Origin of the sequence: Psychrobacter okhotskensis (assembly GCF_013248965.1) — a bacterium.
In the GTDB taxonomy this organism is placed as follows: domain Bacteria; phylum Pseudomonadota; class Gammaproteobacteria; order Pseudomonadales; family Moraxellaceae; genus Psychrobacter; species Psychrobacter okhotskensis.
Genome location: NZ_JABRVQ010000009.1, coordinates 1 through 19835 on the forward strand (window position 1 = coordinate 1; position 19835 = coordinate 19835).

Sequence of the window (19835 nt, forward strand, 5' to 3'; positions counted from 1 at the left end):
AACTGTAAGCCTGTGGGTCCGACAACACTAAATCCTGTAAAAGAGCAACAACAGCAAAGATTAAAAGCCGCTTAATTCGGCTTATGGTGACAACTACCTTGAAAAACTCCGAACCCTATGTATTATCATAAGCCTTCACTCGAACAGAGTAACTAGGTTACACACTAGTACTAAAAGGTAAAACCTATAAGCAAATGAGTACAAATCACCCTATTAAATATATAATTTCGAATAAGATTTCAATGTATCAAAAAAACATCACGCCTTTAATTCAGTCTTTACTAATAGCCACAATGCTATCCAGTAGCTTAATAACTTCTGCTTGCTCAGCGGAATCATCAAACACACCTATATTATCAAATCAAAGCACCCCTACCGAGATATACAAACTTGGGCTAGCCTACTACGAGGGCGACTCAGTTCCTGAAGATGATGACAAAGCTTTTAAACTGTTTCAAAAAGCTGCCGATCAAGGCTACGCACCTGCTAAACATTATCTAGGTATTATGTATTATGAAGGTATTGGTGTAGATCAAGATTATCACAAAGCATTTGAGTGGGTTCAGTGAGCTGCTAACCAAGGAGTTTCTGATGCTCAATATCGTATAGGCATTATGTATTATGAAGGTAGTGGTGTTGAGCAAGATTACCAAAAAGCAATGGAGTGGTATGTATTAGCTGCTGATAATGGATCTTTTGATGCTCAAAACAATATTGGCAATCTTTATGAAAACGGCTATGACGAAGCTTTTGAATGGTACAAAAAATCTGCCGACCAAGGCAATCAAGAAGCCAGTAATCGCATTGGTAGATTGGTCATGAATGATAAAATCGATGATACAGGCATCACTATCTACAGCACCCAAGAAACTGGTCTCACATTAGGTGATATTGAAGATATGAGCCATTAATTTTACGAAATGTCTAACAATCCCCTCACTCCGCTAACCCATCCAAAATCATTTTTACCTCACTGACATACTGACCCAAATCTGGCTCTAAATGAAATCCCTCTATTGGTGTGGGCAAACCTTTCTGCTTGCCAAGTCTGACGATAATTACGTTCTCTTCGGGCAGCACTAATACTCTCTGACCTAAATGACCCAGCATGGCATAAAACGGAATCGGACTGTCCATATCCGTCCACACCGAATGACCGTAAACTTGCGCTTGCCCGTCTGCAAATGCTGCGGCATTGGGCGTAATCATAAACTTAACATGTTCTTTACTGAGTAGCTGCTCGCCTTGCCACTCGCCACCGTTTAATAATAGCTGCCCAAATTTGGCAAAATCTAAAGCGCTGGCATTGAGACAGCAATATACTTTTTCGATGCTCTCTGAGCCATCAAGCGACCAATAAGCGTCACCTTGCATACCGAGTGGTTGCCAAAACTTCTCTTCTAGATAACTAGAGATGGTATAGCCATGCGGCTCTAAAGCACGTGATAGAGCAATACCGAGCATTTGTGTATCGCCGGACGAGTATTCAAACTGGTCAACACAAGGCTCAACAAAGTCACGATTGACCATTTGCTTGACCAAGTCATGACCATAATAGGATTCTGCAGTGGGGTTAATTGGGAAGTAGTAATCCTCGGTCCAATCGTAGCCAGAAGTCATCGCTGAGAAATCAGCAAGGGTACAATTTTGCGCATACTTGTTATCCGCATATTCAGGTAGCCACTTGGTAATTGGCTCATCAACGCTTGATATATAGCCATCTTCCACGGCTTTGAGATACAGCATGGTGGTGACGGTTTTTGCCATCGAGAAGCTGTTGGTATGCGAGTCGGCACTGTAACCTTGCCAATAATTTTCGTACAGCAGCTTGCCATCTTTGATAATGGCAAAGGCAACGGTTTCGTCAGTATCCAAAGCATTTTTCAAGGTAGGCGTAAGTTTGACTTGCCCAAAGTTAGCATCTTTGTCCCATTCAATAGTATCTTTTGCGCGGATAGTACGGTTATCAAAATCGATATAATCATCGATATTGGCGGTATTTTCACCTTTCAGATAAGTGAGCTGTAAGCCACGAAAAATATAAGCGTTGCCTGTCACCACTAAGCCTAAGCTGATAATAATGAGTAGCGCTACAATAGGCAAAACGATCCATTTAAACAGGGTCTTTAACACTACCATTATAAAATCCTTTTTTATGGCGTGAGTGATGAGTACGATTGAGTGTTGCTGATAGGTTTAGCGTAGCATTTATAGGTTATTTAATAGTGACAATGCTATATTCATATTCAGCTTTAGAACAATAGTATCAATTTTCGAAATTAAGCATTAAACGATGAGAATAACATGAAAAAATCAGCCGTAGCTATCATTACCACTTTAGGTGTTTGTCTACTATCTACTTATGCAAATTCAGCAAGTTTTGATTGTAAAAAAGCGACTACTTGGGTAGAAAAAACCATTTGCGAAAGCACTGAGCTATCCAAGCTTGATGAAGCGATGACAAAGAAATATAAAAATGATCTCATTAACGAGTCAAATGATAAAGACAGTAAAGATTGGGTGATTTATGAGCAACGAACATGGCTAAAGTTCCAACGTAATACCTGTAAAGATACATCGTGTCTTATCCGTGAGTATAAAGAGTATATTGAAGAAAAAAGTCATGATGCTTTGTCTAAAAGTGATTCAAGCAAGCCGAATCGTTCCGATTTACCTAGCAAAAATGCGTTTGGTAAATTTTCAGAGTCTACTCAAATCTCAATGTATAATCCAGATACTGAGCGTTGGGATGATGCCGAAGAAGCTGAAAACTCTATATCCATTCATAAAGTCGCTAACAAGCCTTACCTTGCCATAATTGAAGGCGTTTTAATTTTTACCAATGCGCATACCTGTGAGATTGAAGTTAGTAAGGCAACATGGTCACAGAATCACTGGGTTATCAGTGATGAGCAGCAAAACGAAGCTACTGAATTGCATTTATACCCAGCATCTCATAAAGGCAAAACGCAGTTAGTGTTAACAGATCCTGATAATCAATTTAGAGAGCGGCATTGTGGTATGCGAGGTTATTTTGACGGTATTGTATTAGAACGTGAGTAAAAAGAGTTTGTCTGTTCGAACTTTCGGAGCAACGATAAGCTAAACTTTATCTATATTGAAATTAAAAATATTAAGTCAAAACGCGGGGTTAAAAACCCAGCCTACGCTTGCTAATCGCTATAACTTTCTCTACATTTAATTTTAGTCTCCAGTATCTTTTCGAGATGCTTAATAAATACTTTAGTCTCAGGTCTACTATGCTCGTCAGTAATCACTAAACCTCCTATCGAGACATAGCAGACACCACCAAACTTGGTGGGTAGCAGGTTATTCCAACTACAGTTAAGATCTTTTTCTAGTTTTACCGTTTGCCAATATTCCGACAGATAATAATCTCCTGCTAAAGATTGCCACGTACAAATTTGAGATTCAGTTATGCTTGATCGTATCGCTAATGGGGTCTGAAAAAGGGCTTCTTTATGTAGTCCATCAAATGCTCGGACAACAAAGTCAGCGGGATAATCTGAGAACATATCTCTTTCCCTTGATCGTCGCATATCTTGTGCCTGCTTCGTCTGGAAGGACTCAATAGAGCTAAGAACCATTTGATCCGCCATTTTAGCTTCCATATCTCTTATGGGCTTTGAATATAAGGCATCTAAAAGCCCTACGTCAGTCAACCATATTGACAAACAGCCAATAATTCTTTCATCGTCTTCCTCTCTTACGCCACCATACATACTGACGCTGATCCTACAATTATCAAATACCCATTCACAGTGTTCTACTACATTATCACTATAGTAATGGCTATCGGAGGAATAGTCTGACCCTTGTCCTAAATAGGCTATAAGCTTTTTAATAACTTGTTGCCTATTTATCAGTTGTGCTGGAATATTAATCCATATTGAATCAATCAGTCGGTCATCATCTACTGCACTAAAATGACAGTGAGCAACATTAAGAGTCCAAAAATTAGGTAGTTTTATGGTGACTACTTCAGGCATGTAACTTACCTCATCAGAAAGAGTTATCGTATCTTTCTCAGGGAGTTGAGACTTAACGTCAGCTAACTTGTCACCCCATTTAAAATTTACGTCACCAAATTGAAAGTTTTCTTTTCTCATACCTCTTATCCTTTACCCAAATAGTTATTTAAAGACAAATATAACTTTTTGCGATCATCTATATACTGAGCAAGTGTATATTATCTAACAAAAAAAACGGCAAGATAATTAATCTCGCCGTTTCTGTATTCACTACAAAAAATCAAACCCTCAAATACTCGCCGCAACCTCTGCCCCATCACGAATGGCACGTTTAGCATCCAGTTCAGCAGCCAGTTTCGCCCCACCAATCAAATGATATTGCGCGTCTGGCGCATCGCCAACATTTGGCATCAGCTCAACCACCGACTCTTGACCGGCACAGACGACCACGCTATCGACACGCAGCAGCTGGCTTTGGCCTTGCGGATTGGTGACCCAAATGCCCTCGTTGGTGATTTTTTCGTACTGAACGCCCGCCACTTGGATGACGCCGTGCGACTTGATGTGGGCGCGATGCACCCAGCCAGAGGTTTTATTGAGACCTGCGCCTAAGCGGCCTTTGGTGCGCTGCATCAGATACACTTGGCGAATTGGCTTGATGCCTTCAGGACGGATTAAACCGCCATCGCTTTGATAGTTAGTATCGTCAGTGACGCCCCACTCTGCGCGCCACTCGCTGATAGACTGCGGCTCAGGGCGGTAGCTTGGGTCTTTTAAGGTCTCAGGGCCGAGCTCATCTAAAGGCTGACCATGACGCGCGGTTAGATATTCGCTGACATCGAAGCCAATACCGCCAGCGCCGATGACTGCCACCGTATCGCCGACTGATTTTTCACCAGAGAGCAATTCGGCATAGCTCATCACTTGTGGCAGCTCAGCACCTTCTAGCTTGCCTTCTAAGCTTCTTGGTACTACGCCTGTCGCAACGATGACATGATGGAACTTGGCTTTCTCAAGCATGGCTTTATCGACTTTGGTATTGAGCTTAATCTCCACGCCTAAGTGCTCAAGCTCATTGATATAGTAGCGAATGGTCTCAAAGAATTCTTCTTTACCAGGGATGACTTTGGCGTAATTAAACTGTCCGCCTAAGATGTCTTTTGCTTCAAATAAGGTAACGTCATGCCCACGTAGCGCGGCAACGTGCGCCGCTGACATGCCCGCGACACCGCCACCGATGACGGCGACCTTTTTAGGTTTTTTAGTTTTCTTATAGACCAATTCCGTCTCGTAGCAGGCTTGGGGGTTGACCAAACACGTCGAGCGTTTATTGGCAAAAGTATGGTCGAGGCAAGCTTGGTTACAAGCGATACAAGTATTAATGCGATCGGATTGACCATTTTTGGCTTTGTTGACCCAATGGGCATCGGCTAAAAATGGACGCGCCATTTGAATCATGTCCGCCTGACCACTGGCGACAATCTCTTCAGCCGTATCGGGCATGTTAATACGGTTGGCCGCCATCATCGGAATAGTGATATGCTTTTTAATTTCAGCGGTAAAGTCCACAAAAGCGGCACGCGGTACGCTGGTTACGATAGTCGGTACACGGGCTTCATGCCAGCCGATACCCGTATTCATGATGGTTACACCCGCTTCTTCTAGCGCCTTGGCAACGATGATAACTTCATCCATGACGTTGCCGTCTTTGACCAAATCAATGACTGACAAACGAAACAGGATAATAAAATCTTCACCAGTCGCCGCGCGTACTGCTTTGACGATATCAACAGCGAATTTCATACGATTTTGAATGTCACCGCCATACTCGTCCGTTCGTTTATTGACATGACGCGATAAAAACTGATTCAGCAAATATCCTTCTGAGCCCATGATTTCAACACCATCATAACCCGCCTGCTTAGCCAATTTTGCAGAGCGAGCATAGTCTTCGACCGTTTGCTCGATGTTTTTGATGCTCATCTTACGGGGTTTAAATGGCGAGATTGGTGACTTAATCGGGCTTGATGACACCACAAATGGCTGATAGCCATAACGACCACTGTGCAAGATTTGCATAATGATTTTGCTGTCATGTTTATGCGCTGCACGAGTGACACGCTGATGATTAATCACGTCAGCTTTACTGTTCATCGTGCCACCAACAGGCGACAACCAGCCTTCGCGATTGGGCGCAATACCACCCGTAATCATCATCGCCACGCCGCCTTTGGCACGCTCTGCGAAGTATGCTGCCAGCTTACCGTAATTATAAAAACGGTCTTCAAGCCCTGTGTGCATCGAGCCCATAACCATGCGGTTTTTAAGCGTGGTAAAGCCCAAATCTAACGGCTCAAATAAATGCGGATAGTGTTCGTTGGTGCTGGCGGTGTCAATCGTATTGGCAGTGCGGCTGGCGGTCATATCATTTTCCTTATGAATAATTTGCTGGGAGTGTTTCGTGAGAATAGTGATGCTATGGGATTTAGCGTTACCGCTATCGTAACACACCGCCATTATTATCAGCTATGCAGACAAACGACTGATCAGTGAACACTAAGCTAATAACAGCGCTAAGTGACATCTTTTAGAAATAAGTGACTTCTTTTAGAAAGGATCTTGCTGGTAAATGGTTAAAAAAACGCCACAAAACCCGCTGAATTTTTGCTTGTGACTGTCTATACTTAACAGTTACTGCTACAGTAGTTTCAATACATATTGCCTCACTGCATACTAGAACGACGATAAAGGATTATCAACATGACTGACTTTCATACGGGTCTGGGCAAAAATGCTGCCAACTACCAACCGCTTACTCCTATAGATTTTATTATTCGCAGCGCGCAGGTTTATCCTGACAAAACCGCCATCATCTATGACGACCTAGAACATAATAATCTGACCCAAAGCTGGCAACAGACTTACGATCGTTGCAGACAACTGGCGGATGGTCTGCGTAAATTGGGCATTGATAAAAACGATACCGTTGCGGTTATGATGCCAAACACGCCAGCGATGGTCGAGTGCGCGTTTGGTGTGCCGATGTCAGGCGGGGTGCTTTGCACCTTAAATACCCGTCTCGATATCAACGCGCTGACCTTTTGTTTACAACATTCAGAGGCCAAAGTCTTAATTTTAGACAGCGAATTTGCTGAGCATGCTGAGATAATTGACGAAACTTTTCCTAACTTAATCATCATTCATGCAACCGATGCTGCTGTCGATACCGAGCATTTTGGGCAAATGACTTATGACGAGCTACTTGCCAGCTCCGACAGTTTAGACAATTGGGAAAAACCATTAGACGAATGGGATGCCATTGCCCTCAATTATACCTCTGGTACCACGGGTAAACCCAAAGGGGTGGTCTATCATCATCGCGGTGCGACGCTCAATGCGCTCTCTAATATTTTAGATTGGGATATGCCTAAGCACCCCATGTATCTGTGGACGCTGCCATTGTTTCATTGTAATGGTTGGTGTTTCCCATGGACGATCGCTGAGCGTGCTGGGGTCAATGTCTGCTTGCGTAAGATTGACGCTGATTTAATTTTGCAGCTAATTGCTAAGCATAAAGTCAGCCATTATTGTTCAGCGCCTATCGTTCACAATATGATTGCTGGCGGTAAACCGGAGTATCAACAAGCGATTACCCATAAGGTTAAGGGCTGGGTTGCCGGTGCGCCGCCATCTGAGACTATGCTAGCAAAGATGGAAGCGATGGGTTTCGATATTACTCATACTTACGGCCTGACCGAAGTATATGGGCCAGTGACTGTCTGCGCTGAACAAGAAGAATGGAGCGACCTTGATATTACCGCGCGTGCACAAAAGAAATCGCGCCAAGGCGTAGCTTCTCACTTGATGAGCGGCTTTGATGTGTTTAAGCAAGGTACGATAGAGCCAGTCAAAGCCGATGGCGAAGAAATGGGCGAGCTGGCCCTGCGTGGCAATATGGTGATGAAAGGTTATCTAAAAAGCCGCAAAGCAACCGAAGTCGCCTTTGCTGACGGCTGGTTTCGCACCGGTGATTTGGGCGTAAAATACCCCGATGGCTATATCAAAATCATGGACAGGCTTAAAGACGTTATTATCTCCGGCGGTGAAAACATCTCTAGTATTGAAGTCGAAAACATCCTATATAAAATGCCAGAAATTCAAAGCTGTGCCGTTGTCGCCGCACCGCATGATAAATGGGGCGAAGTTCCCGTTGCCTTTATCGAGATTTATGCTGGCAGCACCTTACAGCGTGATACCGTTATAGAGCATTGTAAGCAGCATCTCGCTGGTTTTAAAGTCCCTAAATATATCGTGTTTGCCGAAATACCTAAGACCAGCACGGGTAAAGTACAGAAGTTTGAGCTGCGTCAAGCCGCCAAATCATTGGCACATGAAACGCCTAAAGTCACGGCCAGTACTAAATAATAGCTTTTGAGAAACTTGCGCTTTGAGCAACGTGCATAAAAAAGGGTCAGTCTAATCATTAGGCTGACCCTCTTTTCTTTAATTAAAAACATAAAACTTATTATTATAGGCGGTCCGCCATAACATGAACACAGAGCTACTGGTATTAATTTTGCGCAGCCTCTGTCTGCATAGGCACAGCAAGCAAGGAAAATTAATATCAGTAGCGCGTTATAATACTGGTACTGATTTTATTTAGGACTGACTATAACCAAACGACTAATCAAGCTTAGGTTCAAGCCATTGATAAACTAGCATGCCGACGATCATCGCTGGGATAAAGACATAGGCCTGCCATTGTCCTGTCCCAAGTAGCACGATACCCGGTCCTGGGCAAATACCCACCAAGCCCCAGCCGATACCAAAGAGCATCGCCCCGACTAGCAACTTCTTATTAATATCAGTTTTAGTTGGCATCTCGATTAAGGTGCCAATCCAGCTATTCTTTTGGCGCTTAGCGAATTGCACGCCGACCATTGCCACTATCAATCCGCCACCCATCACCAGTGCTAGAGAAATATCCCATGCACCAAAAACGTCCAAGAATCCTTGGACTTTCACAGGATCAGTCATGCCTGATATCAGCAGCCCCAAGCCAAATAATAGCCCAGCCAGTAATCCAATTATATTTTTTAGCATTATTGTGTCTCGCACTTAACATGTTAATCCAAGCTGTTATAAGCAGCTTTTATAAATAGTATTAACGCCGCCTGAGCAACGTGCCGCCTATGAGCTATTTAAATCATGCCTAAGACATGCCGACCAAGATAAACCGTCATAACACCAAAGAGCATAAAGGTTACTGTTGCTACCATCGAGCGTGGTGACAGGCGTGCATTACCGCAGATTCCATGACCGCTGGTACAGCCTGAGCCCAAACGCGTACCGAAGCCGACCAGCAATCCTGCCCCAATTAATAATGGCAAAGAGGTACTCATCTCTACATCAGGTAACGGTCTTCCTAGACTATATAGTATCGGTGAGACAACCATGCCAACTATGAACAATACCTGCCACATCTCTACCTGCTTGGGTTTCAGCAGATTTGAGAAAATACCACTGACACCAGCGATACGCCCAATACCTAATAGTAGAATAACTGTCGCTACACCCAGTATCAGACCACCCACTAAGGAGATAGGCGTAAATGCTTGCCAGTCTATTTGTATATTCATAATATTTACCTAAGCTTATTTTCATCCAAAATAACTTTAAAATCATTTTATAAAAAAACATTATATTATAAAATATAATAAAAAGGTAAAAAAAATACTGAACCTATTGTTATAAAGGCTCAGTATTTTTAAGTTGAACATACCTTTTGCAAAAATTTGAGTAGTAAGTAAAACAAGCGTAAGCACTACACCAAGTAGGCTAAGTAAGTTTTACGCAGATAATCATATTTTTTGGATAGGTACTATTTCGCCAATACTTTATCAAGCGCGCTTTCAAAGCGTTGTACCGCACCATCAACGCCTGTCAATTTATCTAAACCGAATAGACCCAAACGGAAGGTTTTAAAATTTTCTGGCTCGCCAACTTTTAGCGGTACGCCAGCAGCGATTTGCAAGCCCGCCTCAGCAAAGGCACTACCTTTATGCATGTCATCACGCTCAGTGTAAGCCACCACAACGCCTGGCGCTTCAAAACCTTTTGCCGCAACGCTTTCGACGCCTTTGTCTTCTAGTACTTTACGAATACGGTTGCCAAGCTCCCACTGCGCCTCAGACAGTTTGTCGAAGCCAACTTCTTTGGCCTCATTAATAGTATCGCGGAACTGACGCAGGCCATCGGTTGGCATCGTTGCATGGTAAGCATGACCACCATTTTCATAGGCGCGCATGATGTTTAACCATTGCTTAAGATCGAGACTAAAGCTATCAGATTCTGTGCTCTCGACTTTTTTGACTGCAGCATCACTTAGCATCACCAAACCAGCACAAGGGGTGCTGCTCCAGCCTTTTTGTGGCGCGCTGATGAGTACGTCAATGCCCAAGGCTTTCATATCGAGCCATACACAACCTGATGCGATGCAATCGATGACTAATAAGCCACCAACGCTATGGACGGCTTCGCCCAATGCTTTGATATAGTCATCTGGTAAAATGATGCCAGCTGAAGTTTCGACGTGCGGAGCAAAGACAATGGCGGGTTTTTGTTCTTTGATTTTTACTACAGCGACGTCGATATCGACTGGTGTAAATGGCTCTGGCGCTTCCGTATCTTCCGTACGATCAGCGGTTAATACCGTCGATGACTTAGCAATGTTGCCTTTTTCTAAGATTTGCGTCCAACGATAGCTAAACCAGCCATTACGGATAATCAGACAATCTTCATCCTTTGCCAATTGACGCGCGACAGCTTCCATCCCATAAGTGCCAGAACCCGGCACGATAGCAACGGCATCGGCGTTATAGACTGACTTTAGCTCACTAGATAAGTCGTTCATTACTTGTTGAAAGACTTTGGACATATGGTTAAGGGCGCGGTCAGTGTAAACCACTGAATATTCTAATAGGCCATTTGGATCAATATCTTGACGTAATGCAGTCATGGAACGCTCCTAGTTTATGGTTAGATAATTTGATGGCGCTTAAGTCTCAGTACAGCCATATCCAAATATGGATAAAGCTTAGGTATTAATACCGGATAAGAAACCAGAAAGCGACTAAATAGGCTAAAAATGAATATTGATAAAGCCTATAAACACTAAGCCAATATATTCATAGCCACACGCTTAGCGAACACCAGTACGGTATCTTAATCCAAACCATTTAATTAATGAGAGCTTGATATTAGCACTGATACCGAGGGTTGACAACGATACGTCTAGGCAATGATATGACTTGCACTGTTGACTGTTTATTGGTAAATGCGGCGCTCATCAACGTCGACGATTGGTATCTTTTAGCCCTGAAACCACAAAGTCTAGCAACTCACTGTCCCCTTCACGGGCAGCTTTGCGCATCAGCTTAGACGGTGCATGGGTCAGCGTCTGCGTCAGACGACGTGACAGCTCGGTTATGATGTCCTCTGGACTGGCATTGTCTTGCTGTAATTTAGCAATGGACTCATGCAGGAGTTTGTCCACTTGGTCATGCGTACGCGCACGATACTGCTGAATGTCCTTGCCCACTTGACGCACCTGAAAGCTGCGATCCATCTCAACCACTAACTGACTGACGAGCAACTCTGCATCAACTGCCGCCTGCCTGCGCTGCTCGATGTTACCGGCTATCACGTGCTGCAAATCATCGACAGAGTACAGATAAACATCATCAATACGACTAATGGTCGAATCAATATCACGCGGGACTGCCAAGTCAATCATCAGCATCGGCTGATAACGACGACGCTTTAATGCCTGCAAAGTCATGGTTTTATCAATCAACAAATCCATACTGCCACTACAACTACTGACTATATCGGCCTCTCCCAATACTTGCGGCAGCTCTTGTAATGTTCTGACTTCGACACGGCGGTTAGTGTTACGCAGCTCAGCGGCCAATGCTTCAGCACGCTCAGGATTACGGTTACAAATAATCACCCGCCCCACCCCAAGCCCTGCGATATGAGTCGCCACCAAGCGATTCATCTCACCTGCCGCGACCACCAATAAGGTACGACTGGGCAAATCATCAAATATTTGCGTCACTAATTTGGCGGCGGCATAGCTAAGGGACACCGCTTGCGCACCGACTTGGGTTTCATTACGCACCCGTTTGGCAGCAGCAAAGACTTGATCGACAATCCAGCCAAGCTGATTGCTTAGGGCTTTTTGATCTTGTGCGAGATGGACAGAGCGTTTTATTTGACCGAGGATTTGCGGCTCACCCAATATCATAGAATCGAGACCTGCGGCAACTCTGAGCCAATGGGTCAAAGCATGAGTATCACGGTGCACGTATAGATAGGGGTCGACCTCAGTCAATGGCAGCTGCTTAAATTCAGCCAACCACTTTTTAATTTTGATAATATGAGCGCTGATAGCAGCCGAGGACAAGTTAGCGCTTGCCTGTATAGACTTATCAGTAACTTGCGGCGCTGTTGATGGGGCTGTAGCTAAAATTTGAGGCACCAGTGCATAAATCTCAGTGCGGTTACAGGTCGAGACTATCACGCTGCCATCGGTAAATGCCTCTAGCTGTTTCAGTGCGACATTCACATCGTCACCCACAAGCGCCAAGCGCTCTCGTAGAGCGACTGGTGCAGTTTTGTGATTGACCCCAATGACCACTAATCTCATTATTGATAGACCATAAATATGACGCGCACCTGCCAGCCCTACTATCTGCTTGTTTTTAAAGAAACAGTTTTGGGCGACAGCGCTGAAAGGAAAACCCTAAAACCGCTTATTATATCATTATTGCGGCTTCAATTAACACTCACTCACCTATGCTGGCTATTTGCTTGTATCTGGGCACATGAGTGACAAATCAACTACCTAGACGACTTTTATAGGTAATAGTGTTGTTTCGTCTATATATTGGTGATGAAGGTCAGGAAAATAGTAGATTATTCGCTTTATCTTCGCTAAGCCATTATATTTGTAACGTATTTTGAAAGTCTTTTGAAAAGGTCTTTGACTATAGATAGTGAAAAATAATATAGATACATTACGCGCTGCTGATATCAATTTTTCTTGCTTGCTGTGCTTACGCAGACAGAAGCTACAAAAAATTGATATCAGCAATACCGTAGCGTTTTTAGGGTATTTTGACTATGAGTGCTGCTAAAACGAGATTCTTTAAGTTGCTTTACCCTATCAAATGACGTCACCATTAGCGATACGTGAGTCACAGACAGTCGAGTAACACGGCCACTATTGTTTATGTTGTCAATCTACTCTTATAATGTTTGTCATACATAATTTGTCATATATAAAACAGTATCGATATAAGTTTTAGTCTTCAGATTTGAGATGATAAAAATACAGTTACCTTGTCAATAGGTAAAGATTGGGCGAACACAGTTATCTATGATTTTTTTTGGATCATTATTTCGAGTACAACCGGCACTTAACGAGCAATTGAGCCTTCGTGCTTTATTAAATATCGTTATCGAGCGTCTATGCCAACGTTACAAGCTAACCTTATCGTTGGCCATTTGCTTGTGCCTAGCCTCACCCACTCAGGCCAATTCGCTCGACCCATCTGATATTCACAACAGTCAATCCTCAGTAAACCAGCCTTCAGCCGCAATGATGAATACAGATGCGGCTAATCGCGAATGGTCTATCAAGGATTATGATGTCGATAATACATTTGCCAATGAGCCAACACAGAATGAGTCAACAACGACCGTAACCAGCGTAGCAAATGTAAATAGCTTAGCACCGACGATTGCCGCACAACCGACGCTGACAGAACCAAGCTTATATGCGCTTTTGGACGCAGAATTTGCTGCTGATCGCAACGATACACGCCGTGCTGTGACTATCTATAAGCAGCAATCCTTTAAAGAAGATGCGACCGCCGTTTTTGAGCGTGCGCTTAGTTTATCTCTACGTAATGAAAGTATTGGCGACTCGTTACAGTTTGCCAAAACCTGGCAAGACCAAAACCCTGATCACGTACCGGCTTGGTTTTATGTCGCGCATTTGGCATTACGCGCCCATGATTATGTCTTAGCGGGTGAAACGCTTAACCGCATTTTACGTTATGACCCGCGGGCAGATCTCAGCGAAATCCTGATTGGTATCTATCCCAATACCGATGCTGATAAACGCGACCTACTCGCCGCATTGCAGCCGCTTGATAGTGAACAAAATGCCTCGCTATCGGTATTAAAGGCCGGTCTACTCTATCAATTTAATGAGCCTGAGATTGCCATTGTCCATATCAATCGTGCCTTGGAGCGCCAACCTGATTACGTGCCTTTTATTACCCTAAAGGCAGATATCTTGCGCAAAATCGTCACCGCTGAAACTGTGGTCAATTACCTCAGCCAAGCACGCCTGCGTAACCCCGACAGCAAAAACTTATACCTATATGAGATTCGCTACTTATTGGATCTGAAACAAAGCGAGCAAGCGTGGCAGCTATTACTAGCGGCGCACAATCGTTTTAGTGATGACGCCGAGATTACTCTGCTTGCGGCCTTGGTCAGCTTGGATATCGAAGAATACGATAGCGCTGACCAACTACTCAATATATTGGCAAAAAGCCCACGCTATCTTGATCAAGCTTACTACTATTTGGGTATCAGCGCCGAGCGCCAACAACGCTTTGAGCAAGCCAAATACTATCTCAATGGTGTCATGCAAGAAGACTTGGTGTTAGAGGCACGTAGAAAGGTCGTGGCGTTTGAATTGCTTAATGATGATGTCGATGCGGCAATCGCTACCTTACAAAAATTGCGCAAACAATTCAGTGTATTTGCCCCTGACACCTATGTGATGCAAGCCGACATACTATGGCAGCAAAACGAGTCAGAAGAGGCGCTACGCCTATTGACGCGGGCTGCCCGCAAATACCCTGATAATGAAATGTTGCTGTTCGCGCGCGTGCAGCTCCTCGACGACCAAAACGACTATATCGTCAAGCGCACCCTGCTTAACCATCTACAAGCGCTAGATCCGAGCAACTTAACCTATCAGCTCAGTTACGCGCAGCTGCTGCTAGCCAACGAGCGTAGCTCTGAGCAAGGCTTGGCGCTCGCAACCAACATCATACAAATCCCGTATGATGACCCACGCTATGATAATGAACTGCACTTACAAGCGCTCAACGTCTTGGCAGGCAGCGCTTTGGCCAATGAAAACTATCAGCAAGTCATTGATTATTTGCAGACACCTTATGATGTCTTCCCGACCCTACGCTCTGGGACGTTGCTCCTACGCGCCTATCAAGGCTTGGGTAATAATGAAAAGGTCGATGCCTTATTGGTGGATTTACAGCAGCGTTTCTCATTTGGTCAAAGCAATATCAATGACCGAATACAGCTGTATTAAATTGAGTTGTTAGTACACTCTATCGCTGATGAGCTATTTTTTTAGGCAATACCCATTCATGATTACAAGGCACTTATAAGAAGCTAACAGCCACGTATAAGCGAGTAACAAATAAAGCTTAAGCTACCCTCTGATGAACATCATTACTTTTGCAAACTTGTCTATTTTTGAGGATATATCATGTCAGTCGCCATCACGTCTTTTAAGCCAAACCCTAAGTCTAATAAGATAGCCCTACTCTCTGCAATGGCCGCCGCAATGCTCATTACCTCTGGTTGCCAGTCTCTAAAAACCGCCAATGCGACCCATCAATCAGGTACGATGATTCAAGGGCAAAACAGCGAGCAACCACAGAAACTTGAGAGCTTTAACATCACTGGTAAGATTGGGGTGACAACACCAGCAACTGATAGCAATGGTGCGCAAGGTGGTAGCGCCTTTTATGCATGGGGTCAGCAAAACGACCGCTTTGCTATTGAACTGATTGGTGCGCTCGGTATCGGCAAAACCAATATCGAATATGATGGCCAGACTGCGACTTTGGTCAGTGAAAAAACCGGCACATTGACCGCTGACGACCCTGAAACACTGCTAAAAAAAGCCACTGGCTGGCAAGCACCTATTTCACAAATGCCCTACTGGATTTCTGGTCACCCAGCGCCTTCAGACAGCGCGCCACAGCTCGATGAGCAGAACCGTTTAGTCAGCTCGGTCAACGGCGAATGGACTGCAAGCTTCACTTACAAAGGTTCTGAAAAACTGCCTGTGAAGATTAGCGCGGTTCAGCCTAACGGCAATAAAGTCGTCATGACTATTAATCATTAACGCAACCAATTAGTCATCAGGGCAACCCATAAGCGGTTATCGATGAGCCAGTAACCATTTATCAAATCATCACTGCATACCAACACCCGCGTCTGTCATGAAGAGCCATGAATCCTCACGATGACTGAGAATTACGATTAACCACTATGATTAAAAAATTGCCTGCGTCATCCACTACTACCATCACTCGCTTATCTCCGGCAAAGATTAATTTATTTTTGCACATCACCGGTAAGCGTGCCGATGGTTATCACAATCTGCAAACGGTTTTTCGTCTGGTTGATTGGGGCGATTATCTGCATTTTTCAGCCACAGATGAAGTGATCACTACTGATGGCTCTTTAGACATTGATACGCTATGTAGTCAGGTGTTAGTATTAACAGGCGCAGAAGCGATAACTACGAGCATAGAAGACAATCTAATCTTTAAGGCCGCACGCGCCCTATTAAAGGCAGCCATAGCATCGTACAAACTACCTAGCCAGCTTTCGCCAATACAAATCATCTTAGACAAGCATTTACCGATGGGCGCAGGCTTAGGCGGTGGCTCTTCCAATGCTGCCACTACCTTATTGGCTTTAAACGAGATTTGGCAGCTTAACTTTACTCAAGATGAGCTGATAAAAATCGGTGCTACGATTGGCGCAGATGTACCCATATTTATCTTTGGTCAAGACGCCATTGCCATGGGTATTGGTGAAGAACTGACAGCCATTGATTTGCCTGAGCAGCAGTATTTAGTATTGACGCCTGATGCGCATGTCAATACGGCTGAACTGTTTGCGCACTCTAAATTGCGTCGTGATATCGGCCCACTATCGATTGAGACCATCAAAAATCAGTTCAATGATTATGATCAACATTTAAATAAACCTTATCAAAATGTATTCACTCCAGTAGTGACGAGCCTCGCCCCTGCTGTCGATAAGGCGTTACAGTATTTGCATGGTCTAGAAAAAGCGGCGTTGGCCACAGCACGCATGACTGGCTCTGGTAGCGCGGTGTTTTTGCCATTGGATGCAAGTGTTGCCAGTGATGAAAAGCTTTTGGAAAAGTGGGTTGACGAGGCGCCTTGTGCGGGCCATGTGGTGAAGAGTTTATAGGGTATTATTAAAAAGATGGGCTGCGAACAGCGTACAAAATGGACACGGATGGCTAAAAATGGTGCGCTAGGCATACCCTATTCAAACTCTCAAATAAGTTGGTATTAATATGAACCATTCATATCTAAATAAGAGTCTAATAACCGCCACAGTTTTTATTTGCTTATCATCAAGTTTGACTGGATGTGCATTATTATCTAAATCTCACGATGAATCTAATGCGAATCGCTTATTCGATACAATAACTTTGCCACAACAGCTAGACGTAAAAGTAAAAGACAGCCCTCAAAATATAGAGGTTTCTCAGCAGGATTCCAAAGTCAGCTCGCCTACTGAACTATTCACTTATGCTGCTACGCTATCAATGCGCGAGATCAATTTTATTTTCAAAGGTAAATACGTTATCAAAAACAACTGCTTATACTTTGTCAAAAATAACAATGAGTATCTTAGCCCTATTTTTTATCCCGATAGAGCAATTCTTTTTGAGAATGAACAAGCCATTTCTCTAAATGGAACCAAAGCCAAACTCGGTGAGGAGGTTGTCACTAGCGGTATAATTAGAGAGCATATAGGCAGTTACTATTTACGAAAAGGGGATATTGTCATCGAAGACCCAGAGAATACAGCTTGTTTGACGGAACCTGCAATATTTATGAGTGGTAGAGTGGTCAATCCTCTCGTCTAAAAGAAAATCACACAACACCAGCTTACGATTGACAAACTTAATAAGAAACCTCTATTCACTACAATAGTAGTTATGCAACTCAAGATAATTCACTTAGTTTCGAATAAATGCCATAAAAAGCCGCAAATGACTTGCAAAATCTGAAAATTTACTTATAATAGGTCGCCTCAATAGGGGTATAGCCAAGTTGGTAAGGCATCAGGTTTTGATCCTGACATCCGTTGGTTCGAGTCCAGCTACCCCTGCCATTTTTAGTTCGGATTGCTGCTTTATAGCAATTGACAACACCTTCCCAATTTCGGTATAGTTCGCAATGAACACCGCTAGGGAACGCCGTCTTAGACGGTTAATAGGTAACGACGCTAGTCTAATGTTTTATTAGCATTCAGCGCTCGTACTACCTAGACATTACAGGGGTATAGCCAAGTTGGTAAGGCATCAGGTTTTGATCCTGACATCCGTTGGTTCGAGTCCAGCTACCCCTGCCATTTTTTACTGTAATAGTAGTCTTCAATTAGTTTCACCACTCTTTTCTATATTTGGGCAGTTAGACACTGCTTAGCGGTCGCTGCTTGAGTCAATCAATAGGACTTCAGTCATGCCTTATTTGGCAATTTTTACGGGCAACGCCCATCCTGAATTAGCGAAAACCGTCGCCGACCACCTACACATCCCTCTTGGTAAAGCTGACATCACGCGTTTTTCTGATGGCGAAATTGCTGTGGAAATCAAAGAGCACGTGCGCGGTAAAGACGTGTTTATCATGCAGCCTACCTGTGCACCGACCAATGACAACTTGATGGAAATCATGATGATGGCCGATGCCTTGCGTCGTTCTAGTGCCGGTCGTATCACAGCTGTCATGCCATACTTTGGTTATGCGCGCCAAGACCGTCGTCCTCGTTCAGCTCGTGTACCTATCTCTGCTAAAGTCGTCGCTGACATGCTAAACATCGTTAGCATCGACCGCGTCATGACCGTTGATTTGCACTCAGATCAGATTCAGGGTTTCTTTGATATCCCAGTCGATAACATCTACGGCACGCCTGTACTTTTGAACGATTTACAAAAGCAAGACTACGATAACATCATGGTGGTTTCACCTGACGTTGGTGGTGTGGTTCGTGCCCGTGCGATGGCCAAGCAATTAGGCGACACTGACATGGCGATTATCGATAAGCGCCGTGCCCGTGCCAATGAATCACAAGTCATGCACATCATCGGTGATGTTCGTGACCGTGATTGCGTCATCGTTGATGATATGGTCGATACGGCAGGTACGCTCTGTAAAGCGGCTGAAGCCCTAAAAGAAAACGGCGCCCGTCGCGTATTGGCTTACATCACCCACCCTGTCCTATCGGGTAATGCACTGAAAAACATCAGCGAGTCGGCATTGGATGAAGTGGTTGTGACTGACACCATTCCATTGTCACCTGCGGCTCAAGCCTGTAGCAAAATCCGTCAAGTAAGTATCGCCCCGATGTTGGCTGAGAGCTTACGCCGCATCAATAACGAAGAATCTATCAGCGCGATGTTTGACGCCTAATCTGATGTTTGAATGGTTGCTCAGCGATTGTTTTAGCCTTTGAGCGCCATAGTCGTTATAAAAGTCTATTTGAATACTAAAAAACAACGTCAAGTGTCCCCACTTGGCGTTGTTTTTTGTTTAGGCATTTGACGTAGGTCTTTATTATTGCTACAAAAGCACGTATAATGCGCGCCTGTATACATCATTAGCTAACCTCTATTATTTTTAGATACTTTATAGGTAGCGACATGATTGATACTTTCTAAAGTATCGATTGTCCAGT

The 19835-nt window shown here is 43.9% G+C and carries 16 protein-coding genes, 2 tRNA genes and 1 pseudogene; 12 read left to right on the forward strand and 7 right to left on the reverse strand.

Annotated features, from left to right (window positions below; translation table 11 throughout):
• Positions 1 to 194: 194 nt before the first annotated feature.
• The 3 genes and pseudogenes from HQR03_RS06030 to HQR03_RS06035 all read left to right on the forward strand — a co-directional run bounded on the left by HQR03_RS06030 (position 195) and on the right by HQR03_RS06035 (position 911).
• Complete coding sequence (locus HQR03_RS06030; protein WP_173239597.1) at positions 195 to 569, forward strand: tetratricopeptide repeat protein; 375 nt, start codon at positions 195 to 197, stop codon at positions 567 to 569.
• Between the two features lie 30 nt (positions 570 to 599).
• Positions 600 to 683, forward strand: a pseudogene (locus tag HQR03_RS14280) (SEL1-like repeat protein); the annotation flags it as partial.
• Entirely contained in the window at positions 660 to 911 is a 252-nt protein-coding gene (locus HQR03_RS06035) for a tetratricopeptide repeat protein (RefSeq protein ID WP_272487613.1), read from the forward strand. The pseudogene HQR03_RS14280 and the gene HQR03_RS06035, both read left to right, overlap by 24 nt.
• 25 nt (positions 912 to 936) lie before the next feature.
• Here HQR03_RS06035 and HQR03_RS06040 read toward each other — a convergent pair whose 3' ends face one another.
• On the reverse strand, positions 937 to 2139 hold the full coding sequence (locus HQR03_RS06040; protein ID WP_173239530.1) for a serine hydrolase domain-containing protein: 1203 nt from the start codon (positions 2137 to 2139) through the stop codon (positions 937 to 939).
• 165 nt (positions 2140 to 2304) lie between these two features.
• On the opposite strand from HQR03_RS06040, the gene HQR03_RS06045 reads away from it, so the two are divergent.
• On the forward strand, positions 2305 to 3063 hold the full coding sequence (locus tag HQR03_RS06045; protein WP_173239531.1) for a lysozyme inhibitor LprI family protein: 759 nt from the start codon (positions 2305 to 2307) through the stop codon (positions 3061 to 3063).
• Between the two features lie 110 nt (positions 3064 to 3173).
• Here HQR03_RS06045 and HQR03_RS06050 read toward each other — a convergent pair whose 3' ends face one another.
• Together HQR03_RS06050 and HQR03_RS06055 are read right to left on the reverse strand one after the other, a co-directional pair.
• Positions 3174 to 4130 (reverse strand): hypothetical protein, encoded by a 957-nt coding sequence (locus HQR03_RS06050; protein ID WP_101211666.1) that lies wholly within the window; start codon positions 4128 to 4130, stop codon positions 3174 to 3176.
• A gap of 150 nt (positions 4131 to 4280) precedes the next feature.
• On the reverse strand, positions 4281 to 6416 hold the full coding sequence (locus HQR03_RS06055) for an NADPH-dependent 2,4-dienoyl-CoA reductase (RefSeq protein ID WP_173239532.1): 2136 nt from the start codon (positions 6414 to 6416) through the stop codon (positions 4281 to 4283).
• Between the two features lie 336 nt (positions 6417 to 6752).
• Here HQR03_RS06055 and HQR03_RS06060 point away from each other — a divergent pair, with 336 nt between their 5' ends.
• A complete protein-coding gene (locus tag HQR03_RS06060) occupies positions 6753 to 8417 on the forward strand; it encodes an AMP-binding protein (RefSeq protein ID WP_173239533.1) in 1665 nt (554 codons plus the stop codon).
• Between the two features lie 258 nt (positions 8418 to 8675).
• Here HQR03_RS06060 and HQR03_RS06065 read toward each other — a convergent pair whose 3' ends face one another.
• The 4 genes from HQR03_RS06065 to hemA all read right to left on the reverse strand — a co-directional run bounded on the left by HQR03_RS06065 (position 8676) and on the right by hemA (position 12702).
• A complete protein-coding gene (locus tag HQR03_RS06065; protein ID WP_173239534.1) occupies positions 8676 to 9095 on the reverse strand; it encodes a DUF6691 family protein in 420 nt (139 codons plus the stop codon).
• Between the two features lie 98 nt (positions 9096 to 9193).
• A complete protein-coding gene (locus HQR03_RS06070) occupies positions 9194 to 9631 on the reverse strand; it encodes a YeeE/YedE family protein (protein WP_173239535.1) in 438 nt (145 codons plus the stop codon).
• A 242-nt stretch (positions 9632 to 9873) separates the two neighbouring features.
• The gene (locus HQR03_RS06075; RefSeq protein WP_173239536.1) at positions 9874 to 11010 is read right to left on the reverse strand and encodes an aminotransferase class V-fold PLP-dependent enzyme; all 1137 of its coding nucleotides are present in this window, start codon (positions 11008 to 11010) and stop codon (positions 9874 to 9876) included.
• Between the two features lie 330 nt (positions 11011 to 11340).
• Positions 11341 to 12702, reverse strand: coding sequence for a glutamyl-tRNA reductase (gene hemA, locus HQR03_RS06080; RefSeq protein ID WP_173239537.1), 1362 nt, complete (start codon positions 12700 to 12702; stop codon positions 11341 to 11343).
• Positions 12703 to 13434: 732 nt separating this feature from the next.
• Between hemA and HQR03_RS06085 the strand changes: the two genes are divergently transcribed.
• The 7 genes from HQR03_RS06085 (at position 13435) to HQR03_RS06115 (ending at position 19570) form a co-directional block, all read left to right on the forward strand.
• Complete coding sequence (locus HQR03_RS06085; protein WP_173239538.1) at positions 13435 to 15408, forward strand: tetratricopeptide repeat protein; 1974 nt, start codon at positions 13435 to 13437, stop codon at positions 15406 to 15408.
• A gap of 180 nt (positions 15409 to 15588) precedes the next feature.
• Positions 15589 to 16233 (forward strand): lipoprotein insertase outer membrane protein LolB, encoded by a 645-nt coding sequence (gene lolB / locus HQR03_RS06090; RefSeq protein WP_173239539.1) that lies wholly within the window; start codon positions 15589 to 15591, stop codon positions 16231 to 16233.
• 146 nt (positions 16234 to 16379) lie between these two features.
• On the forward strand, positions 16380 to 17336 hold the full coding sequence (ispE, locus tag HQR03_RS06095) for a 4-(cytidine 5'-diphospho)-2-C-methyl-D-erythritol kinase (RefSeq protein ID WP_173239540.1): 957 nt from the start codon (positions 16380 to 16382) through the stop codon (positions 17334 to 17336).
• 109 nt (positions 17337 to 17445) lie between these two features.
• Positions 17446 to 18024, forward strand: a complete 579-nt coding sequence (locus tag HQR03_RS06100; protein WP_173239541.1) for a hypothetical protein — start codon at positions 17446 to 17448, stop codon at positions 18022 to 18024.
• A gap of 172 nt (positions 18025 to 18196) precedes the next feature.
• A tRNA-Gln gene (locus HQR03_RS06105) sits at positions 18197 to 18272 on the forward strand.
• A gap of 164 nt (positions 18273 to 18436) precedes the next feature.
• Positions 18437 to 18512 (forward strand) — tRNA-Gln (locus HQR03_RS06110).
• Between the two features lie 110 nt (positions 18513 to 18622).
• On the forward strand, positions 18623 to 19570 hold the full coding sequence (locus HQR03_RS06115; RefSeq protein WP_173239542.1) for a ribose-phosphate pyrophosphokinase: 948 nt from the start codon (positions 18623 to 18625) through the stop codon (positions 19568 to 19570).
• Positions 19571 to 19835: the final 265 nt, after the last annotated feature.